The following is a 16271-nucleotide window of genomic DNA, read 5'->3' as shown; positions in this document are numbered from 1 at the left end:
CAGTCAAAGGGTCGGTGGCATTCACCCGAGCAGGTCGTGGAGCCGGCGGCACGCAGACCAGCAGCCCGCGCCCGTCGAGGAGTCCGCCCGTGACCCCACCCCTCACCCGTGCCGAGAAGACCCGTCGCACCCGGCACCGGATGCTCGCCGCCGCCGCGGGACTGTTCGTCGAGCGCGGCTGGACGGGCACCACCGTCGAGGACATCGCCCGGTCCGCCGAGGTCGGCGTGCAGACCGTCTACTTCACCTTCGGCACCAAGCGCGCCCTGCTGAAGGAGGTCCTGGACACCGCGATCGCCGGTGACACCGACTCGGCGGCCACCCTCGACCGACCCTGGGCCCGCGCCGTCCTCGCCGTCCCCGACCCCGCCCGGCAACTCGCCCGGCAGGCCGCGGGGGCGCGCGGCGTGTTGCAGCGGGCGACCCCCGTCCTGGAGGTGGTCCGTGCGGCCGCTGCCTCCGATCCCGAACTCGCCACGCTGTGGCGGACCAGCGTGGAGCAACGGCACACCGTGCAGCTGCACTTCGCCCGCGCCCTGCTCGCCAAGGCGGGCGGCACGCTCCGGGACGGGCACGACGCCGAGTCCGCCGCCGACATCGCGTTCACCGTCCTCGGCCCCGAGACGTACGGTCTCCTGGTCACCGTGCGCGGCTGGTCCCCGGCCCGCTGGGAACACTGGGCCGCCGACACCCTGGTCCGTCAACTCCTGCCCTGAGCGCGCCCCCGCGACCGACCGGCCGCGCACCCTCCCCCCGTGCGTACGAAAAGTAGCGAATGGCTACTGAGGGTGATGGATTTGTGAGGGGCGTTTTGGTTGGGTCACGGGCATGCCCACGCACCCGAGGTTGTTCGCGCTCGCCGCAGCCGTCACCGCCCTGCTCTCCACGACGGCGCCCGCCCTCGCCACGTCGACCGCCGCCCCCGACCCGACCGCCGCCCTCACCGGAACCCGTGCCGAGCCCGCGCCGCTGCGCCCCACGCCCGTGCCCGTCGCGGGCCAGTACATCGTCACCGTCGCGAAGGGCGTCTCGCCGGCGACCGTGCTGAAGAAGGCGGCACCGTCAGCGACCGCCCTCTTCACCTACACCTCGGCCCTCAACGGGTTCGCCGCGAAGCTGACCCCCGCGCAACTCACCGCGGTGCGCGCACTGCCCGCGGTCGACGCCGTGGACGAGGACGGCACCGTCACGGCGACCCGCACCCCGGGCCGCGCCGCGCGGGCCGCCGCCCCGAGCTGGGGCCTGGACCGGATCGACCAGCCCTATCTGCCGCTGAACCAGGAGTTCAACGTCCACGGCACCGGTTCCGGAGTGACGGCCTACGTGGTCGACACGGGCATCGACTACCAGCACGCCGAGTTCGGCGGACGGGCCGTGCCCGGCTTCGACGCGATCGGCGACGGCCGCAACGGGGCCGACTGCAACGGACACGGCACCCACGTCGCGGGCACGGTCGGCGGCGCCACCTTCGGGGTGGCCCGCCAGACCTCGTTGGTGAGCGTACGGGTCCTCAACTGCGCGGGACGGGGCGAGTGGTCCGGGATCATCGCGGGCTTCGACTGGGTCGCCCGCAACGCCCGGCAACCCGCCGTACTGAACGGCTCCCTCGGAGGCGACCGCAACGAGGCCGTCAACCAGGCGGTCAACAACCTCACCGCGCGCGACGTGCTGCCGGTGGTCGCGGCGGGCAACGACGGCAAGGACGCCTGCGACGTCTCCCCGGCCAGCGCCAACTGGGCCCTCACCGTCGGCGCCACCGGCCATGACGACATCGAGACCGACTTCAGCAACTTCGGTCCCTGTCTGGCCCTCTACGCACCCGGCCGGGCGATCGTCTCGGCCCGACTGGGCGGCGGCAGCACCGCCCTCGACGGGACCTCGATGGCCAGCCCGCACGTCGCGGGCGTCGCGGCGCTCTACAAGGCCGTGAACCCGACGGCGACCGCGCAGGAGGTCGGCAACTGGATCATCAGCCAGGCGACCAGGGACGCCCTCACCGTCAGCAAGTCGTCCCCCAACCGCCTGCTGTACACCGCCGGCCTCTGAACCGACCGTGCCCGGCACGCCCGGCCTCCGGGCGTGCCGGGTCCACACGGGACCCCGAACCCCCGGGGCCGCCCACCGGTGAACCGGGAACCAGCCGAAGTTGAGCGTCATCCGGCCCTTCGATTGCACCCGCCTCCACGGTGCTGGCAGCGTGCTGCCCGTGCTCCAGGACACCTACCTGCACCAGGGAGGAATCCGCAATGCGCACATCCACGACCCTGGCCGGGCTGCTCCTCGCCGTCGGTCTCGCCCTGCCCACCGTCACCGCGACGGCGACCAGCGTGACCGGGGGAGGCGCCACCGCCTGGTCCCCCGCACGGGGGGACTCCGGGAGGATCGCGGTCAAGGACGGCAGCCGGGACAGCGACCCGGCGAAGGCCGAGTACTTCCGCACCGCCAGCTCGGACCGCAAACGCACGCTGTGGAACCACAACGGCACCCACACGACCGTCTACTCGGGTGACGGCTCCAAGATCTTCAAGTTCAAGGCCTGCGACGAGAACTTCGGGAGCAGGGACGACTGCTCCGGTTGGGCGTACAACTGACCGATCCACCACACCGTCCCGCACCGCGGAACCCCGCATCCCAGAGGAAGAACACCCCGGTGACCCAGGCAGACGCGTCCGGCCTCCGCATCAGCGGCCTCCGCTACGAGGTGGCGGGCCGCGTCCTCCTCGACGACCTCGAACTGAGCGTCCGCCCCGGGGAGTCGACGGCGATCACCGGACCGAGCGGATCGGGGAAGTCCACCCTCCTCATGTGCGTCCTCGGGCTCATCAAGCCGGACGCCGGACGGGTCACCGTGGCCGGACGGGAGATCACCGGACAGCGGCCCGCCCGACTGGCACGCATCCGACGCGACACCCTGGGCATGGTCTTCCAGTTCGGTGAACTGCTCCCCGAGCTGACCCCGGTGGAGAACGTCGCGCTCCCCGTACTCCTCGACGGCGGCGACCACCGCACCGCCTACCGGCGGGCCGCCCGACTCCTCGACGACCTGGGCGTCCCGCACGGCACCACCCCGACCGGCGCGCTGTCCGGCGGCGAACGCCAGCGCACCGCCGTCGCCCGGGCACTGATCACCGACCCGGCCGTACTGCTCGCCGACGAACCCACCGGCGCCCTGGACCCCGACACCAAGGACGGTGTCGCCGACCTGCTGTTCACCGCCGCCCGCAGGCGCGACTGCGCCCTGCTGGTCGTCACCCACGACCCCGCCGTCGCCGCCCGCGCCGACCACCGCCGACGCCTGGACCACGGAACCCTGGCCGGAACCGGAGCGTCCGCATGACACGGGACCGGCGGCTGTGGACCCGACTCCTGCGCATCGGGCTCGCCGCCGGACGGGGCACCCCCGGCGACCGGCTGCGCTGGTGGGCGCTGTTCGCCGCCGCGGCCACGGTCGCCCTCGTCGTCCTCGGCACCGTCGCCGCGGTCGCCACCCACCAGGGCCGCGAACAACGCAACGAGGCACGGGGACCGATCCTCACCGACGCGCGACGCGACGCCGCGCTGATGTACCGCGAAGTCCTCGACACCGTCGATGACGTGCAGCACAGCGTCCTCTACCTGGTTCCGCTCACCGACGACGCCCCGCTGCCCCCGGGGCTGAGCGCCTGGCCCGAACCCGGACAGGCGGTCCTCTCACCCGAACTCGCCGCACGGGGACGACACCTGGGCATCCACGACCGGTACGGCGAGTCCACCGGGACCATCGGCAAGGACGGCCTGGCCGCGCCCTCGGAGCGCCTGGCCTACGTACGTCCCGCACGCACCCCCGGGCGGGACGCCGAAGGCTGGTGGTACGCCGAGGGCTTCGGCAGGGCCCTCCCGATCGGCGAGATGGTGGACCAACGGCCCGTCACCGACCCGCTGCTCACCTTCTGGGCCCTCACCGGGGTCCCGGCCCTGGCGCTGTCCGTGATCGCGGCCCGCGTGGGTTCCCGCACCCGGGACCGGCGCAGCGGTCTGCTGCACGCCCTGGGCGCCGGGCGGCGCCACCGCGCCCTGGTCCAGGTGGGCGAGGCCGCGGCGCCCCTGCTCCTCGGGACCCTCCTCATGGCGCTGCCCCAACTCGCCGCGTCCCGCTGGGACCTGCGGCTGCCCCCGACCGGTTACGTCCTGGACAGCCGGGACATCCGCGCGGCGTGGCCGACCGCGTCCGCCGGCCTGCTGCTGTCCGTCCTGTTGCTGCTCGCCGTCGTGGTCCTCACCCACCGCGCGCCGCGCGACCGCCGTGCCACCCGACCCGGCGCGGCCTCGTCCTCCGTTCCCCCCTGGCGACCGGCGTGCTGCGGTCTCGGCGTGGCCCTGGTGGTCACCAGCCAGTACCTCCCGGAGCGCAACGCCCTCGCCCCCTTCGCCCTCGGCACCGTCCTCATGTGGGGGTTCCTGCCCTCGGTCGCGGCACTGGTCACCCGCCGGGTCGGAGCCGGGCTCGCCGCGCGCGGCGCGCGCACCGGACGGGCCGGCCAACTCATCGGCGGCCGGTGGACAGCCGCCCACCCCGGCGTGGTCGTACGCCTGGCCCTGGCCATGGTCATCGGCCTCGGCATCGTGGCCCAGCTCCAGGTGTGGAACAGCCGACTCGGCGAACAGGCGGAGCTGGCCCGACTCACCCAGGCCCGCATCGGGGACGGCGTGCTCGCCGTACAGGTGACGCCCATGACACCGCGGGCGGTGACCGCGTTCGCGCGCACCCTCCCCGACGGGGCCTTCCTCCTGAAACGGAACACCACGTACGACGACCAGGGCCGGGGCAGCACCTCCTTGCAGGGTTCCTGCCGGGCGCTGCGCTCCCTGGACCTGGGATGCCCCGCGCAACTGAGCCCGGCGACCGGCGGCGACCGGCGGATCGAGGAGATCCGACGCTGGTCGACCCCGGACATCCGGGTCCGGGCGGTGGCGGCCCCCTTCGGGTTGACGGCGCAGGACTCCGCCCTCGTCATCGCCGAACGCGGGCGGCTGTCCGAGGTGAAACGGGCCTCCTTCGCGGTGCTGGCGACGGCCGAGCCGCTGGGGGACACCTGGGCGAGCGGGGCGGCGGGCAAGGCCCGCGCCAACAACTGGGTCCTGCTGTACGGGGTGACGGGCCTGGCCGTCCTCGCGCTCACGGGCGGCCTCGGCGCGGCGGCCGAGTTCGTGCGCATCCGCGGTGTCCTCGCCCCCCTCACGGTCCTCACCGGCACCCGGTCCGTCTTCCGGTCCGTCGCGTTCTGGCACCTGACGCTGCCGTTGCTGGTGGCCACCGTCCTCGCCACGGCCGTCACCGCGTGGCACTCCCTGTTCTTCATCGCCGCCGCGGGGGAGGGCAGCGTCTCCTGGACGGTCCTCGCGGCGGGGGCGTCGGGCTGTGTCCTGGTCGCGCTCCTCGTCGGTGCGTTGGGGGCGCGCTCCGCGATCCGCGCGACCCGCTCGTGGCGCCCCACCGCCGACTAGGTCGCCCCCCCCGCCGGCCGCGGGCCACGGGTTCCGCCGCTGGTGAACGCGGGGCCCGGCGCCGTGAACCGCCGCGTACCCTGCGGCACATGGTCGATCACTGCACGGTGCACGTGGACGGGGTCAAGCTGGCCTACCGGGTGGCGGGCCCCGAGGACGCTCCGCCGCTGGTCCTCCTGCCCGCCTTGGGGGAGACCGCCGGCGACTGGGAACCGGTGGCGTCCCTGCTGGCGCTCCACCGCCGGGTGTACGCGCTCGACCTGCGCGGGCACGGCCGGAGCGACTGGCCCGGGGAGTACGCGGTCGACCGCATGCGGGCCGATGTGCGGGGATTCCTGGACGGGTTGGGCCTGCACCGGGTGGACCTGATCGGGCACTCCCTCGGCGGGATCGTGGCGTACCTGGTCGCCGCCGACCGCCCGGCGCGGGTGCACCGACTGGTCCTGGAGGACGTTCCGGTTCCCCGGCCCCGCGAGCCGACCCATCCGACCCGACCGGACGGCGACCTGTCCTTCGACTGGCAGATGGTCCTCGACGTCAGACGGCAACTCGACCGGCCCGACCCCCGGTGGGGACGACGGCTCGACCGCATCACCGCCGAGACCCTCGTCGTCGCCGGCGGCCCGCGCAGCCACGTGCCCCAGGACGGCGTGGCGGAGTTGGCCCGGCGCATCCCCGGCGGACGTCTGGTGACGATCCCCGTGGGGCACCTGATCCACCGCGGGGCCCCCGCGCAGTTCACGGAGGCGGTGGAGCGGTTCCTCACGGCGGACGACGCCGGGGCCACCGACGACCGGCCGGTCCCCGCGGCGCGCCGCACCCGCACCGGCCGTCCCTGAGGGCGGGCCGACGGCCGACCGCGCCGTCAAGGCGCTGACCGCGCGCCCCCGAACGGGCCCGGGCACTGCACCCCAATGCCGTGTCACCAGGGCATAGTTGGGGTAACGGTACGGGGGCTCGCCGCAGGGGGCGTCATCAAGGGCGGGTCCTCGCGTAGCCGTGGCCCCTGACCCGGCGGCCCCCGACACGTCCGGCACCTCCGAAAGGAACGATCACCGTGAACACCCAGCCCACCGAGGAAAGCAGCCTCTGGGTCCGTAGGTTCCACCCCCGTCCCGACGCCGCCGTCCGGCTGGTGTGCCTGCCGCACGCGGGAGGCTCCGCGAGCTTCTACTTCCCCCTCTCCCGCGACATGCCGGACTTCGCCGACGTGCTGTGCATCCAGTACCCCGGCCGCCAGGACCGTCGCACGGAACCCCTCGTCGACAACGTCGCCGACCTCGCCGACCGGGTGTACAACGCCCTGCTGCCCTGGGTGGACCGCCCGTTGGCCTTCTTCGGGCACAGCATGGGCGCCTCGGTGGCCTTCGAGGTCGCCCGACGCCTGGAGCGCGACAAGGACGTGGTCGCCACCGCCCTGTTCGCGTCCGGTCGCCGCGCCCCGTCCACCCACCGCCACGAGACGGTGCACCTCCTCGACGACGAGGGCATCCTCGCCGAAGTGCGCAGCCTCGACGGAACCAGCAGCCAACTCCTCGGCGACGAGGAAGTGTTGCGCATGGTGCTGCCGGCGATGCGCGCCGACTACCGCGCGGCCGAGACCTACACCTGTGCGGCCGGCGAGTCGGTGCGCTCCCCGATGCTGGCCATGGTGGGCGACAGCGACCCGAAGGTGACGCTGGACGAGGCCGCCGCCTGGGAGCGGCACGCCGGCGGCTCCTTCGAGTTGAAGGTCTTCCCCGGCGGGCACTTCTACCTGGCGGCCCAGCAGAAGGACGTCATCCGGACCATGGCCGACCGGCTGAGGGAACTCGTACGGGTCTAGGGCCCGTCCCGCGGTGCCGCCCCGGGGAGTCCCCGGGGCGGCACGCGCCCTCCGGACTCAGGAGGGGTCGCGTCGCATGCACCACAACTGCGGTCCGCCGTCCGGAAGTTCGACCTCGGCCGTGACGCGGAACCCCAGGCGCTCGTACAGGCGCACGTTCCGCTCCGTCGCCGTCTCCAGGAACGCCGGGTACCCGGCCCGTTCGGCGGCCTCGATGCCCGGGCGGAGCACCGCGCTCCCGAGTCCACGGCCCTGGGCGCTCGGCGCGACGCCGACCGTCGCCAGGAACCAGACCGGCTCCGTCGGCCGGTACGGCTCCACCGCGGCCTCGGCGGCCGTGAAGGCGTCGATGCGGTCCCCGGCCAACTCGGCGATGTGCGGCCCCACCGCGGCGAACCCGGGGGACGGGTCGCGGTCGGGGGTCGTCCAGGCGGCGACGGCCAGACGGTCCTCCGTGACCCAGACCTGCCCGTAGGCCATGCCCACCTCGGTCAGGAACAGTTCCTGGAAGCGGCGGACCCGCTCCTCGTGGTCGTTCTCGGCGACCACGTGCCGGATGTACGGGTAGTCGGAGAAGGCTTGGGCGAGGGTTCCCACCGCACCCGGTACGTCTGCGACCCCTGCCGGCCGTACCTGCGCCCCGGTGTCCATCGTCGCTCCCTTCCTCGCCGGGTCTCCCCGGGCTGCCGCGGTCGGCCGAACCGGCCGCTCCTGTCGGAAGTCCGGCCGGGGGTTCGCCCCCCGAACAGCCGGACGATCCCGTAACGATCAGTCGTGGCGAGTCGTTCCCGTCGATTTCGGCACCGGTGCGGTCGGCCCCGAGCCGAACCGGATCCGGGAGGCGAGCGGCCGACACTCCGGATATTTTGGTGGACACCCAGGTCAGAGAGGTGCCATGGTCCGGTCATGGCTACACATCCCGCATCCCCGACGCCCCTCGCCCTGGCCGACGGGCTCACCCTGCGCACGGCGACCCCCGCGGACCTCGACCAGATCGGCGCCCTCCTGTCCGAGCGCGGTGATCCGAACGACGCCCTGGACCACCGGCTGGTCGTCACGGACCCCGAGGTCGGCTGGTCCGCCTGTGCCGTGGTCGTGGACGGCGATCGGGTGGTGTCCACCGCGACGCTCCTGGACGAGGAGGTGCGCATCGGTGACCTCCGCCTCCCCGCCGGCCAGGTGGAGCTGGTCGCCACCGACCGGGCGTACGAGGGGCGCGGACTGGTGCGGGCGCTCATGCAATGGGCCCACCAGCGCTCCGCCGCCCGGGGCCACGTCCTCCAGACGATGATCGGAATCCCGTACTTCTACCGGCTGTTCGGCTACGAGTACGCCATCGACATCCCCCCGGCGCTGCGCGTGAGCACCCCACCGCCCGGCGGGAGCGACGCCGTGCTCCGCCCGGCCCGGCCCGCCGACGTCCCTGCCCTGACCGCCCTCCAGCACACGGCCCAGACGGGGTTCGACGTGGCGATGGGGCACTCGGCCGAGCGCTGGCGGTGGCTACTGGAGCACGAGGCGAGCACCCTGTGGGTCCTGGAGCGCGACGGCACCGCGGTCGCCACCGGACGCACCACGCCCCCCGGCGGCGGGGTGCTGTTGGCCGAGGCCGCCGCGGTGGACGGGGCGGCGGCGCTGGACCTGCTCCGGACGGTCGCGGCACGGTTCCCCGAGGAGCCGCTCCGCGTCGTCCACCGGGCCGGCACGGTCACCGCACACGCCTGGCGGGACCTGCTGGTCCACGAGCCGCCGGCCGCAGCGGAGCAGTACTACGTCCGCGTCCCGGACGTCGCCCTGCTGCTCGACCGGTTGCGCCCGTTGCTCTGGCAGCGCCTCACCACGGCCGGGATGGAGCGCGGCGGCCGTGACATCGTCCTCTCCACCTTCGGGGCCCACTACCGGATCCCCGTCCGGGCCGACGGCCTCGGCGAGGTCGTCACCGGAGGTGCGATGCAGGGCCCCCGGGCCGTGCAGGGCGCCGGAGTGGCCCCCGACCACCTGCCCGCGCTGCTGTTCGGCCCGCGGGGAATGGAGGGGCTGACCCGGATCCGACCCGATGTCTACTCCGCCGACGAGGAACGGTTCCGAGCGCTCTTCCCGCCCCTCACCGCCGACATCCTCAGCTACTACCTGCCGTACTAGCGCTCCACCCGTCAGGTGTTGGCCCTGAAGTAGGCGGCTGCCGCATCGACGAACCGGTCGTGTGCGTCCCGTGCGACCTCCTGCGCGGCAGTGAGCTCTTCGATGCTCGTGGCGGAATCGACCATGTCATAGGTGGCGACCACCATCGCCTGCGCCGTGGTGTGGACGGCCGGGTCGGGCACGAGGAGCCGCAACGCCACCAGGGGGCGGGTGACGGCGGAGCGGGTGCTGTGGGACCTGGTCCGCAGCTCTTCCAGCTCTGGGCCGCTGGCGCCGCGCAGTCGAGCCTCCCCGCGCATCCACAGGGCCCGACGGTGGTCGGAGCCGGCGGAGGCGAGTGCGGTCACCGCTTCGAGCCGGTCGCGGCGCAACTGCTCGGCGCTGGCCGCACGTTCGGCGCGGCCGGCCGCCAGGTGGTGGAACGTGCCGGTGACGATCGATCCGAGGAGTGTCCCGACGACGGCGAGCACAGCGGTGATCATGACCTGCCTTCTTGGTCGAGCGGCTGGACGCGGATCACAGCGTAGTGCTCGCGCGGGTCGAACCCCGCAGCCGGGCAACGGCGTTGGCCGGGAGCAGCTGCCCTAGCCATGAAGTTCACGGACCACGGACGGAGTCCTGGCCGGGGGCGCCCGCGTCGTACGACTCGCGGGCGTCGAGGAGTTCGTCCCAGTGGTCGTTCGCCCAGGCGCAGGCCACCGCCATCGGACGGAGCAGGCTGCGGCCCAACGGGGTCAACGCGTACTCCACGTGCGGGGTGGTTCCGGCACGGACGGTCCGCGTCACCAGCCCGTCCCGTTCCAGGGACCGCAGGGACTTGGTGAGGACCTTGGGGGTGACCCGACTCAGCGGCACGCGCAGTTCGGAGAACCGGCGCGGTCCGTCCCGGAGGCACCTGATGACGAGCGGCGCCCATTTGTCCCCGAAGCGGAACGGATTGAGCGACGACGGGCACAACTCGTCGAACATGTCGGCGGGCAGAGGTTCCCTCATGACCTCACGGTAGTCGGTATCCGGAGGGAAACCACCCCCGTGGATAGCGTCCACGCAGCGGTGGGAGCGCAAGGGCTCCCACCCTGGTGAGAGGTGGTTCCTCATGAAGATCGTGGTCTTCGGCGCGGGTGGTCGGGCCGGCCGGCGAGCGGTGGCCGAGGCGCAGCGACGCGGTCATCAGGTCACCGCGGTGGTCCGGGACCCCGCGGGCCACGGCGACGCCTCCGGCGCCCGGGTCGTCGCGGGCGACGTCACCGATACGGCGAGCGTCGAGCGGGTGGCCGCCGGACACGACGCGGCCGTCAGCGCCGCCGTCGACCTGTCCGTCCCGCCGCACGAGTTCTTCACCGCGTCCGCCGGTGCCCTGACCACCGGCCTGACCCGGGCCGGTGTGCACCGCCTGGTCGTGGTCGGGCTCGCAGCGGTCCTGCCCGGGGCGTCCGGGGCTCCCCTGATGGACGAACCCGGCTATCCGAACGAGTACCGCGCCTTCTACCTCGGCCACGCGGCGGGCGTCGCCACCCTGCGGGCCGGCGACCTGGACTGGGCGTACGTCGCTCCGGCGGGCGACTTCGACCACGAGGGCACCGGTACGGGGCGGTACCGGATCGCGGAGCACGGCGACCCGGACAGCCGCATCACCTACGCGGACCTCGCGATCGCCCTGCTCGACGAGATCGAGGCCCCCCGTCATCACCGCTCCACCGTCAGCGTCCGGGAGGCCTGACCGCCCTGCGGAGCGAGGGTGATCGCGACCAGACCGGCGACCAGCGGGAAGCCCGCCAGGACACCGAGCGCGGTGGACGGGGACCACACCTGGGCGAGCGCTCCCGCCGCGGCGCTGCCCACGGCGCCACCGACGAAGAACGTCAGGTTGAGCAGCCCCATCGCGCCGCCGCGCAGGGCGGGTTCGACCCGGGTGGACAGCAGTGCGGTGGCGACGACCTGGACGACCGCGAAGGCGCCGAACCCCAGCGACGCCCCGACGATCAGGAGCGCCGGACCGGGCCGGGCGGCGGAAGCCGCCATCGCGACGGCCGTCACCAGGGCGGTCACCGCGAGCAGCCGACTGCCCCCGGCGCCCGGGGGGAGCTTGCCGACGACCCGGGAGAGCCCGGCGCCGACGACCGCGCCGGGCAGCAGCCACAGACCGATCGCGAGGACGTCCCATCCGTGCGCGCGCACCAGGACCTGCGGCACCGCGTACACGGCGGCGAAGAGCCCGGCGTACACGCCGACGCCGACGACGGCGGCCCGGAGGAAGATCCCGTCGGCGATCAACCGGAGGGGAACGAAGGAAGCCGGGACGGCGCGGATGCGCCGGGCGAGGCCGGCGCCGGCGAGGAGCAGCAGGGCGGCGAGGGCGACGACCGCGGTGGCGGGGGTCCGCAACGCAGGGGTCTGGACCAGCAGGAGGAAGGCGGCGGCGGTCACCGTGAGCAGGGCCGCACCGGGCAGGTCCAGGGCCCGGCCACTGCCGCGCCGGGCGGAGGCCGCCCGCAGGCACAGGGGCACGGCGAACAGGGACAGAGCCGGCAGCACCAGGGCGACGCGCCAGGTCAGCCACTGGGTGAGGGCCCCACCCGCCAGGGTGGCGCTGGCGGAGAAGACGGCCATGGTCGCGCCGAACCCCGCCAGCACCCGGGCCCGTTGTGCCGGCGCTGACGAGGCGCTCAGGGCCAGCGCCCCGGACACCATCGCACCGGACCCGGCCGCCAGCACGAACCGCCCGGTGACCAGGGCAGCGAGACCGGGGGCGACCAGGCAGAGCACCGTGCCGACCAGCAGCAGGAACGACCCCGCCAGCAGGGAAGGACGCAGCCCCCGGGAGTCGGCGAGCCGGCCGAAGAGCGCGGTGCCGATGCCGAGCGCGAGGGCGTGTGCGGTCAGGACCCAGGTCGCGGCCGAGGTGGAGGCGCCCAGGTCCGACGCGACCTCGGGCAGGGCGACACCGGCCGCGGTGACGCCGAAGACGGCGGGTCCGAAGAGCAGGCCGTAGCGGAGGCCCGCCGCACGCGGGGCGTCCGCACCGGGGGTCGGGAGGACGGCGGGCCTGATCCGGCCCGCGCGGTTGCTGATCATGAGGTTCCTTCGAAGACGTGGGTGGGTCGGGACCCCGGTACCGGTGTCGGGGACCCCGGCACCGGTACCGGATCAGTTCGCCGGGGGCAGGGCGTGGCCGAGGCGGAACAGGTTGCGCGGGTCGTAGGACGCCTTCACCCGACGCAGCCGGGCCAGCGTGGGCGCGTCGAAGCAGTCCTGCACGGCGTCCACCGTGTCCGGTCCGCCGAGGAAGTTGAGGTACCGTCCCCCGGTGCCCCGGGCCGTCATGCCGGCGAGCACCCGGTCGGGCGAGCCGGGCGGGGACAAGGTGGACAGGGTGAACGCCCCGTCGCGGTTGCCCACCGCGTTCGGCACCGCGGCCGGGCGCGACAGCGCTCCCCCCAACTGCCGCAACTCGACCATGAGATCGGCGCAGTCCGCTCCCGGACCGGCCAGTGCGACGAGCTCCTCCACCGCGGCCCGGTCCAGATCGCGCAACACCAGATTGCGTTCGTGGTAGGGCAGCGGCTCGGTCGGATCCTGGTGGATCTCCGCGACCTCGGTGTAGGGCCGCTCGCGCACCGAGTCGGACAGGGCGGCCCCGATCGCACGCAGCGGCCGGACCAGCCGCTCGCCCACCCGTGGGTCGCCCGCGTGGCAGATCCGCAGGTGCACCACGGCCCTGCCCCGGAGGAACTCCGGTACCGCAGGCGCCGCAGGCAGCCTCAGCAGCGCCAGGGAGGAAGTCATCTCCTCCGGTACGCACCGCACCCACTCCCGCCAGACGTGGAGCACCTCCGGGGCCAGCTCACCGGGGAAGTGGAGCCCACCGCCGTAGATCCGTCGCACCGGCATCAACGCGAACTCCAGGGCGGTGACGATCCCGAAGTTGCCCTTCCCGCCGCGCAGGGCCCAGAACAGATCGGGGTGCCGGGTGGCGGACGCCGTCCGCAACGCCCCGTCGGCGGTGACGAGTTCGATGCGCGTGACGTGATCGGCGGCGTACCCGTACCGACGCCCCAACGGGCCGAGACCACCGCCCAGGGTGTAGCCGACCACCCCCACGGACGGCGACGAACCGTTCAACGGCGCCAGTCCGTGGACCCCCGCCGCGGCGATGACCTGCTGCCACCGTGCCCCCGCCGCCACCCGGGCCGTACGGGCCACCGGGTCGACGCTCACGCCGCTCATCCGCCGGGTGCTGACCAGTACGCCCCCCACCGCCGGAGCGGCGATGCCGTGCCCGGTGGCCTGCACCCCGACCGCAAGGCCCTGCCGGGCGGCGAACTCCACCGCGGCCCGGACGTCGTCCGGGGTCGTCGCGAGGACGATCAACGACGGGCGGTGCCGGGCGATCTCGTTGAAGCCGTGGAGTTCGCGTGCGTAGGCCGTATCGTCCGGCAGCAACACCCCACCCGCGACCCGCAGTACGAGCCGGTCCAACGCTTCGTTCGCGAGCGGGGGGAACCGAGTGTCCGTCATGGTGGCGAGCCCTTCCTGCCGTACAGCCCCGAGGCGCCCACCGAGGCGGCCGGCACCGGCACCAGCCTGTCCCCGCACGGATTCCGGTCCCATCCCCCCGGCAGGGGACGGGGCGGAGCCCACCCCCCTCAGATGAGGGATGGGTCCGGGACGCGCCCTGTGCCAGGCTTGCCCGGTGACGACAACGGTCCCTGCGCCTTCCCCGACCGGCCGCCGAGAACTGCTCGCGCGGGCCGCCGAAGCCGTCGACGCCCTGGGCATGTTCGCCGCGGTGTCCCGACGGTTGCGCCGGCTCCTGCCGTACGACGCCGCCGTGTGGCGGGCCACCGACCCGGTCACCGGCATGATGACAGCTCCCGTTCGGGTGGAGAGCCTCGACGAGGGCGGCTGCGCCGCGTACTGGGAGAGCGAACTGTTCACCGAGAACGTGAACCTCTTCCGCGATCTCGCGCTGGCCCCGGTGCCGGTCGCGGGACTGTGCCGGACCACCGGTGACCTCCCCGCCCGGTCCACCCTCTACCAGGACTTCCTGCGTCCCCGCGGCCTGCGGGACGAACTGCGCGCCGTCCTACGGGTCGGTGGACGTCCGTACGGACACATCAGCCTCTTCCGGGCGGAGGGCCGTGCGGCCTTCGACTCCCGGGACACCACGCTGATCGCCGCACTGAGCACCCCGCTCGCCCGGAAACTGCGCACGTTCTCCGAACCCACCGCGCCCTTGGCACCCGCGGTGTCCCACGGACCGGGGCTGCTGCTGTTCGACGCCTCCGGCGTGCTGCTGTCGGCCAACGACGAGGCCCGCGCGTACCTGGAGGACGTTCCGGAGGGCCCCGCCGTGCCGTCCGCCCTGGGCCTGCGCGTCCCCGCCTGGATCCAGACCACCGCGATGAAGGCGCGCGCCGTCGCCGAGCAACGGGACCGGGGCCGGGCCCGGATACGCGTCCGCACCCGAACCGGCCGTTGGCTGGTCTGCCACGCCTCCTGCCTGCGCGCGGCCGACGGCGGACCGGGGCCCTCCGCCGTGGTGGTCGAACCCGCCCGCGCCTCCGACGTCGTGCCGCTCATCGTGGACGCCTACGAGTTCACCGACCGGGAAGCAGAAGTCACCCAGTGCATCGCGCGCGGGCTCCCGACCGCAGAGATCGCCCGCCGACTGCACCTGTCGCCCCACACGGTCCGCGACCACGTCAAGGCGGTCTTCGAGAAGGCCGCCGTCTCCAGCAGGGGCGAACTCGTCAGCCGGTTGTTCACCGAGTACTACGCGCCCCTCACCGAATCCGGAACGCTGCGGACCACCGTCCCGGACGGGGACTCCTGACCCGGAACGCCTCCGCCCCGCGTCACGCCCTCAACGGCGCGCCAGTTCGTCCCCCAGGGCGGTGCGCGCGTACAGCACGACGTGACCGCGCCGGGCGGTGGTCAGGAGTCCGCAGTCCCGCAGGGCGACCAGGTGCTCGGAGACGGTGCTGGGGGCGAGGTGCAGCGACCGCGCCAGGGCGGCGGTACCCGTCGGCTCCGCCAGGGCGAGCAGCAGTCGGGCCTTGGTGCGCCCGACGACGCGGGCCAGCTCCGTGCCGTCCGAACGCACCGCACCCGGTCCGGCGATACCGCGTGCGGGGTAGATCACCGACGGCCGCCACGGCGCGACGGCGATCACACTGGTCCGTCGCCAGGTGAACACGCTGGGCACCAGCAGCAGCCCGCGCCGGTCCAACGGGACGCGGGCCCGTGCCGGGTTGCGGACCACCACGGCGTCGGCGTCGGCGCGCTCCACCATGCGCACGTCCGGGTGCAACCCGGTGACCGCGGCATCGAGCCCGCCCGAAGCCCACCGGCCCGAGCGGTAGCGGATGTCGGCGTGCAGGACGTCGCGCAGCGCCGGCCAGCGCGGCGCCATCAGCTCCGTCCAGACGGTCTCCAACTGGTCCGCGAGCAGATCGCGAGCGCGTCCCGGATCGGAGCCCCACTCGCCCACGTCGACGTTCAGGGCGTCCAGCTCGGTCCGCACCTGCGCGGCGGGCGTGCGGCGCACTGCGGCGAGTTGCGCCGCCGCGGTGGTGTCGTACCCGGTCGTCGGCGGGCTGAGGAACTCGCAGACGTAGCGCGGATCGCCGAGCACCGACAGCAGCTCGGCGATCGGCAACGCACCCCACGCGTCCACGGCGAGCCGGGGCACCCCGGGCGGATGGTCGCGCAGTCCGATCGCGGCCTGGAGCGCGGCCAGCAGCTCGTCCAACGGCGAGACCGCGAAGCGCACCCGGTGCGCACCCGACGGCGTGAGCATGAACTCGATCATCCCGGC

At 73.9% G+C, this 16271-nt stretch carries 16 protein-coding genes; 10 read left to right on the top strand and 6 right to left on the bottom strand.

From position 1 onward, the window contains the following. Nucleotides 1–89 precede the first annotated feature (89 nt). The 7 genes from ACFYOU_RS29710 to ACFYOU_RS29680 all read left to right on the top strand — a co-directional run bounded on the left by ACFYOU_RS29710 (nt 90) and on the right by ACFYOU_RS29680 (nt 7309). Nucleotides 90–716, top strand: coding sequence for a TetR family transcriptional regulator (locus ACFYOU_RS29710; RefSeq protein ID WP_391309912.1), 627 nt, complete (start codon nt 90–92; stop codon nt 714–716). Nucleotides 717–828: 112 nt separating this feature from the next. Further along, nucleotides 829–2046, top strand: coding sequence for a S8 family serine peptidase (locus ACFYOU_RS29705; RefSeq protein WP_391309910.1), 1218 nt, complete (start codon nt 829–831; stop codon nt 2044–2046). A 200-nt stretch (nt 2047–2246) separates the two neighbouring features. Continuing rightward, nucleotides 2247–2591, top strand: a complete 345-nt coding sequence (locus tag ACFYOU_RS29700) for a hypothetical protein (protein WP_391309908.1) — start codon at nt 2247–2249, stop codon at nt 2589–2591. Nucleotides 2592–2650: 59 nt separating this feature from the next. Beyond that, a complete protein-coding gene (locus ACFYOU_RS29695; RefSeq protein WP_391309907.1) occupies nt 2651–3337 on the top strand; it encodes an ATP-binding cassette domain-containing protein in 687 nt (228 codons plus the stop codon). After that, nucleotides 3334–5484 carry a permease gene (locus ACFYOU_RS29690; RefSeq protein WP_391309905.1) on the top strand — a complete coding sequence of 717 codons (2151 nt, stop codon included), beginning with the start codon at nt 3334–3336 and terminating at the stop codon, nt 5482–5484. The genes ACFYOU_RS29695 and ACFYOU_RS29690 overlap by 4 nt, the downstream gene beginning before the upstream one ends. An 89-nt stretch (nt 5485–5573) precedes the next feature. Then, the gene (locus ACFYOU_RS29685) at nt 5574–6323 is read left to right on the top strand and encodes an alpha/beta fold hydrolase (protein ID WP_391309903.1); all 750 of its coding nucleotides are present in this window, start codon (nt 5574–5576) and stop codon (nt 6321–6323) included. A gap of 218 nt (nt 6324–6541) precedes the next feature. Next, on the top strand, nt 6542–7309 hold the full coding sequence (locus ACFYOU_RS29680) for an alpha/beta fold hydrolase (protein WP_391309901.1): 768 nt from the start codon (nt 6542–6544) through the stop codon (nt 7307–7309). 57 nt (nt 7310–7366) lie between these two features. Here the strand turns inward: ACFYOU_RS29680 and ACFYOU_RS29675 are convergent, their stop codons facing one another. Continuing rightward, nucleotides 7367–7960 carry a GNAT family N-acetyltransferase gene (locus ACFYOU_RS29675; RefSeq protein ID WP_389764363.1) on the bottom strand — a complete coding sequence of 198 codons (594 nt, stop codon included), beginning with the start codon at nt 7958–7960 and terminating at the stop codon, nt 7367–7369. Between the two features lie 255 nt (nt 7961–8215). Between ACFYOU_RS29675 and ACFYOU_RS29670 the strand changes: the two genes are divergently transcribed. Continuing rightward, the gene (locus ACFYOU_RS29670; RefSeq protein WP_391309898.1) at nt 8216–9451 is read left to right on the top strand and encodes a GNAT family N-acetyltransferase; all 1236 of its coding nucleotides are present in this window, start codon (nt 8216–8218) and stop codon (nt 9449–9451) included. An 11-nt stretch (nt 9452–9462) separates the two neighbouring features. On the opposite strand, the gene ACFYOU_RS29665 is transcribed toward ACFYOU_RS29670, so the two are convergent. Together ACFYOU_RS29665 and ACFYOU_RS29660 are read right to left on the bottom strand one after the other, a co-directional pair. Then, nucleotides 9463–9933, bottom strand: a complete 471-nt coding sequence (locus ACFYOU_RS29665; RefSeq protein ID WP_391309896.1) for a hypothetical protein — start codon at nt 9931–9933, stop codon at nt 9463–9465. A 115-nt stretch (nt 9934–10048) separates the two neighbouring features. Continuing rightward, the gene (locus ACFYOU_RS29660) at nt 10049–10444 is read right to left on the bottom strand and encodes a winged helix-turn-helix transcriptional regulator (protein ID WP_391309894.1); all 396 of its coding nucleotides are present in this window, start codon (nt 10442–10444) and stop codon (nt 10049–10051) included. 103 nt (nt 10445–10547) lie between these two features. Between ACFYOU_RS29660 and ACFYOU_RS29655 the strand changes: the two genes are divergently transcribed. Next, on the top strand, nt 10548–11171 hold the full coding sequence (locus ACFYOU_RS29655; RefSeq protein ID WP_391309892.1) for an NAD(P)H-binding protein: 624 nt from the start codon (nt 10548–10550) through the stop codon (nt 11169–11171). Here ACFYOU_RS29655 and ACFYOU_RS29650 read toward each other — a convergent pair. Both ACFYOU_RS29650 and ACFYOU_RS29645 read right to left on the bottom strand, forming a co-directional pair. Beyond that, the gene (locus tag ACFYOU_RS29650) at nt 11138–12526 is read right to left on the bottom strand and encodes an MFS transporter (protein ID WP_391309889.1); all 1389 of its coding nucleotides are present in this window, start codon (nt 12524–12526) and stop codon (nt 11138–11140) included. The two genes, ACFYOU_RS29655 and ACFYOU_RS29650, sit on opposite strands and share 34 nt — an antisense overlap. Nucleotides 12527–12598: 72 nt before the next feature. Further along, entirely contained in the window at nt 12599–13969 is a 1371-nt protein-coding gene (locus ACFYOU_RS29645; RefSeq protein WP_391309887.1) for an FAD-binding protein, read from the bottom strand. Between the two features lie 175 nt (nt 13970–14144). On the opposite strand from ACFYOU_RS29645, the gene ACFYOU_RS29640 reads away from it, so the two are divergent. Beyond that, the gene (locus tag ACFYOU_RS29640; protein WP_391309885.1) at nt 14145–15287 is read left to right on the top strand and encodes a LuxR C-terminal-related transcriptional regulator; all 1143 of its coding nucleotides are present in this window, start codon (nt 14145–14147) and stop codon (nt 15285–15287) included. Between the two features lie 30 nt (nt 15288–15317). Here ACFYOU_RS29640 and ACFYOU_RS29635 read toward each other — a convergent pair whose 3' ends face one another. Next, nucleotides 15318–16265, bottom strand: a complete 948-nt coding sequence (locus ACFYOU_RS29635; protein WP_391309883.1) for a DUF5937 family protein — start codon at nt 16263–16265, stop codon at nt 15318–15320. Between the last annotated feature and the right edge of the window lie 6 nt (nt 16266–16271).

The organism is Streptomyces sp. NPDC005955 (assembly GCF_042871255.1).
Classification (GTDB): domain Bacteria; phylum Actinomycetota; class Actinomycetes; order Streptomycetales; family Streptomycetaceae; genus Streptomyces.
This window is presented reverse-complemented; position numbering and strand designations above follow the sequence as displayed.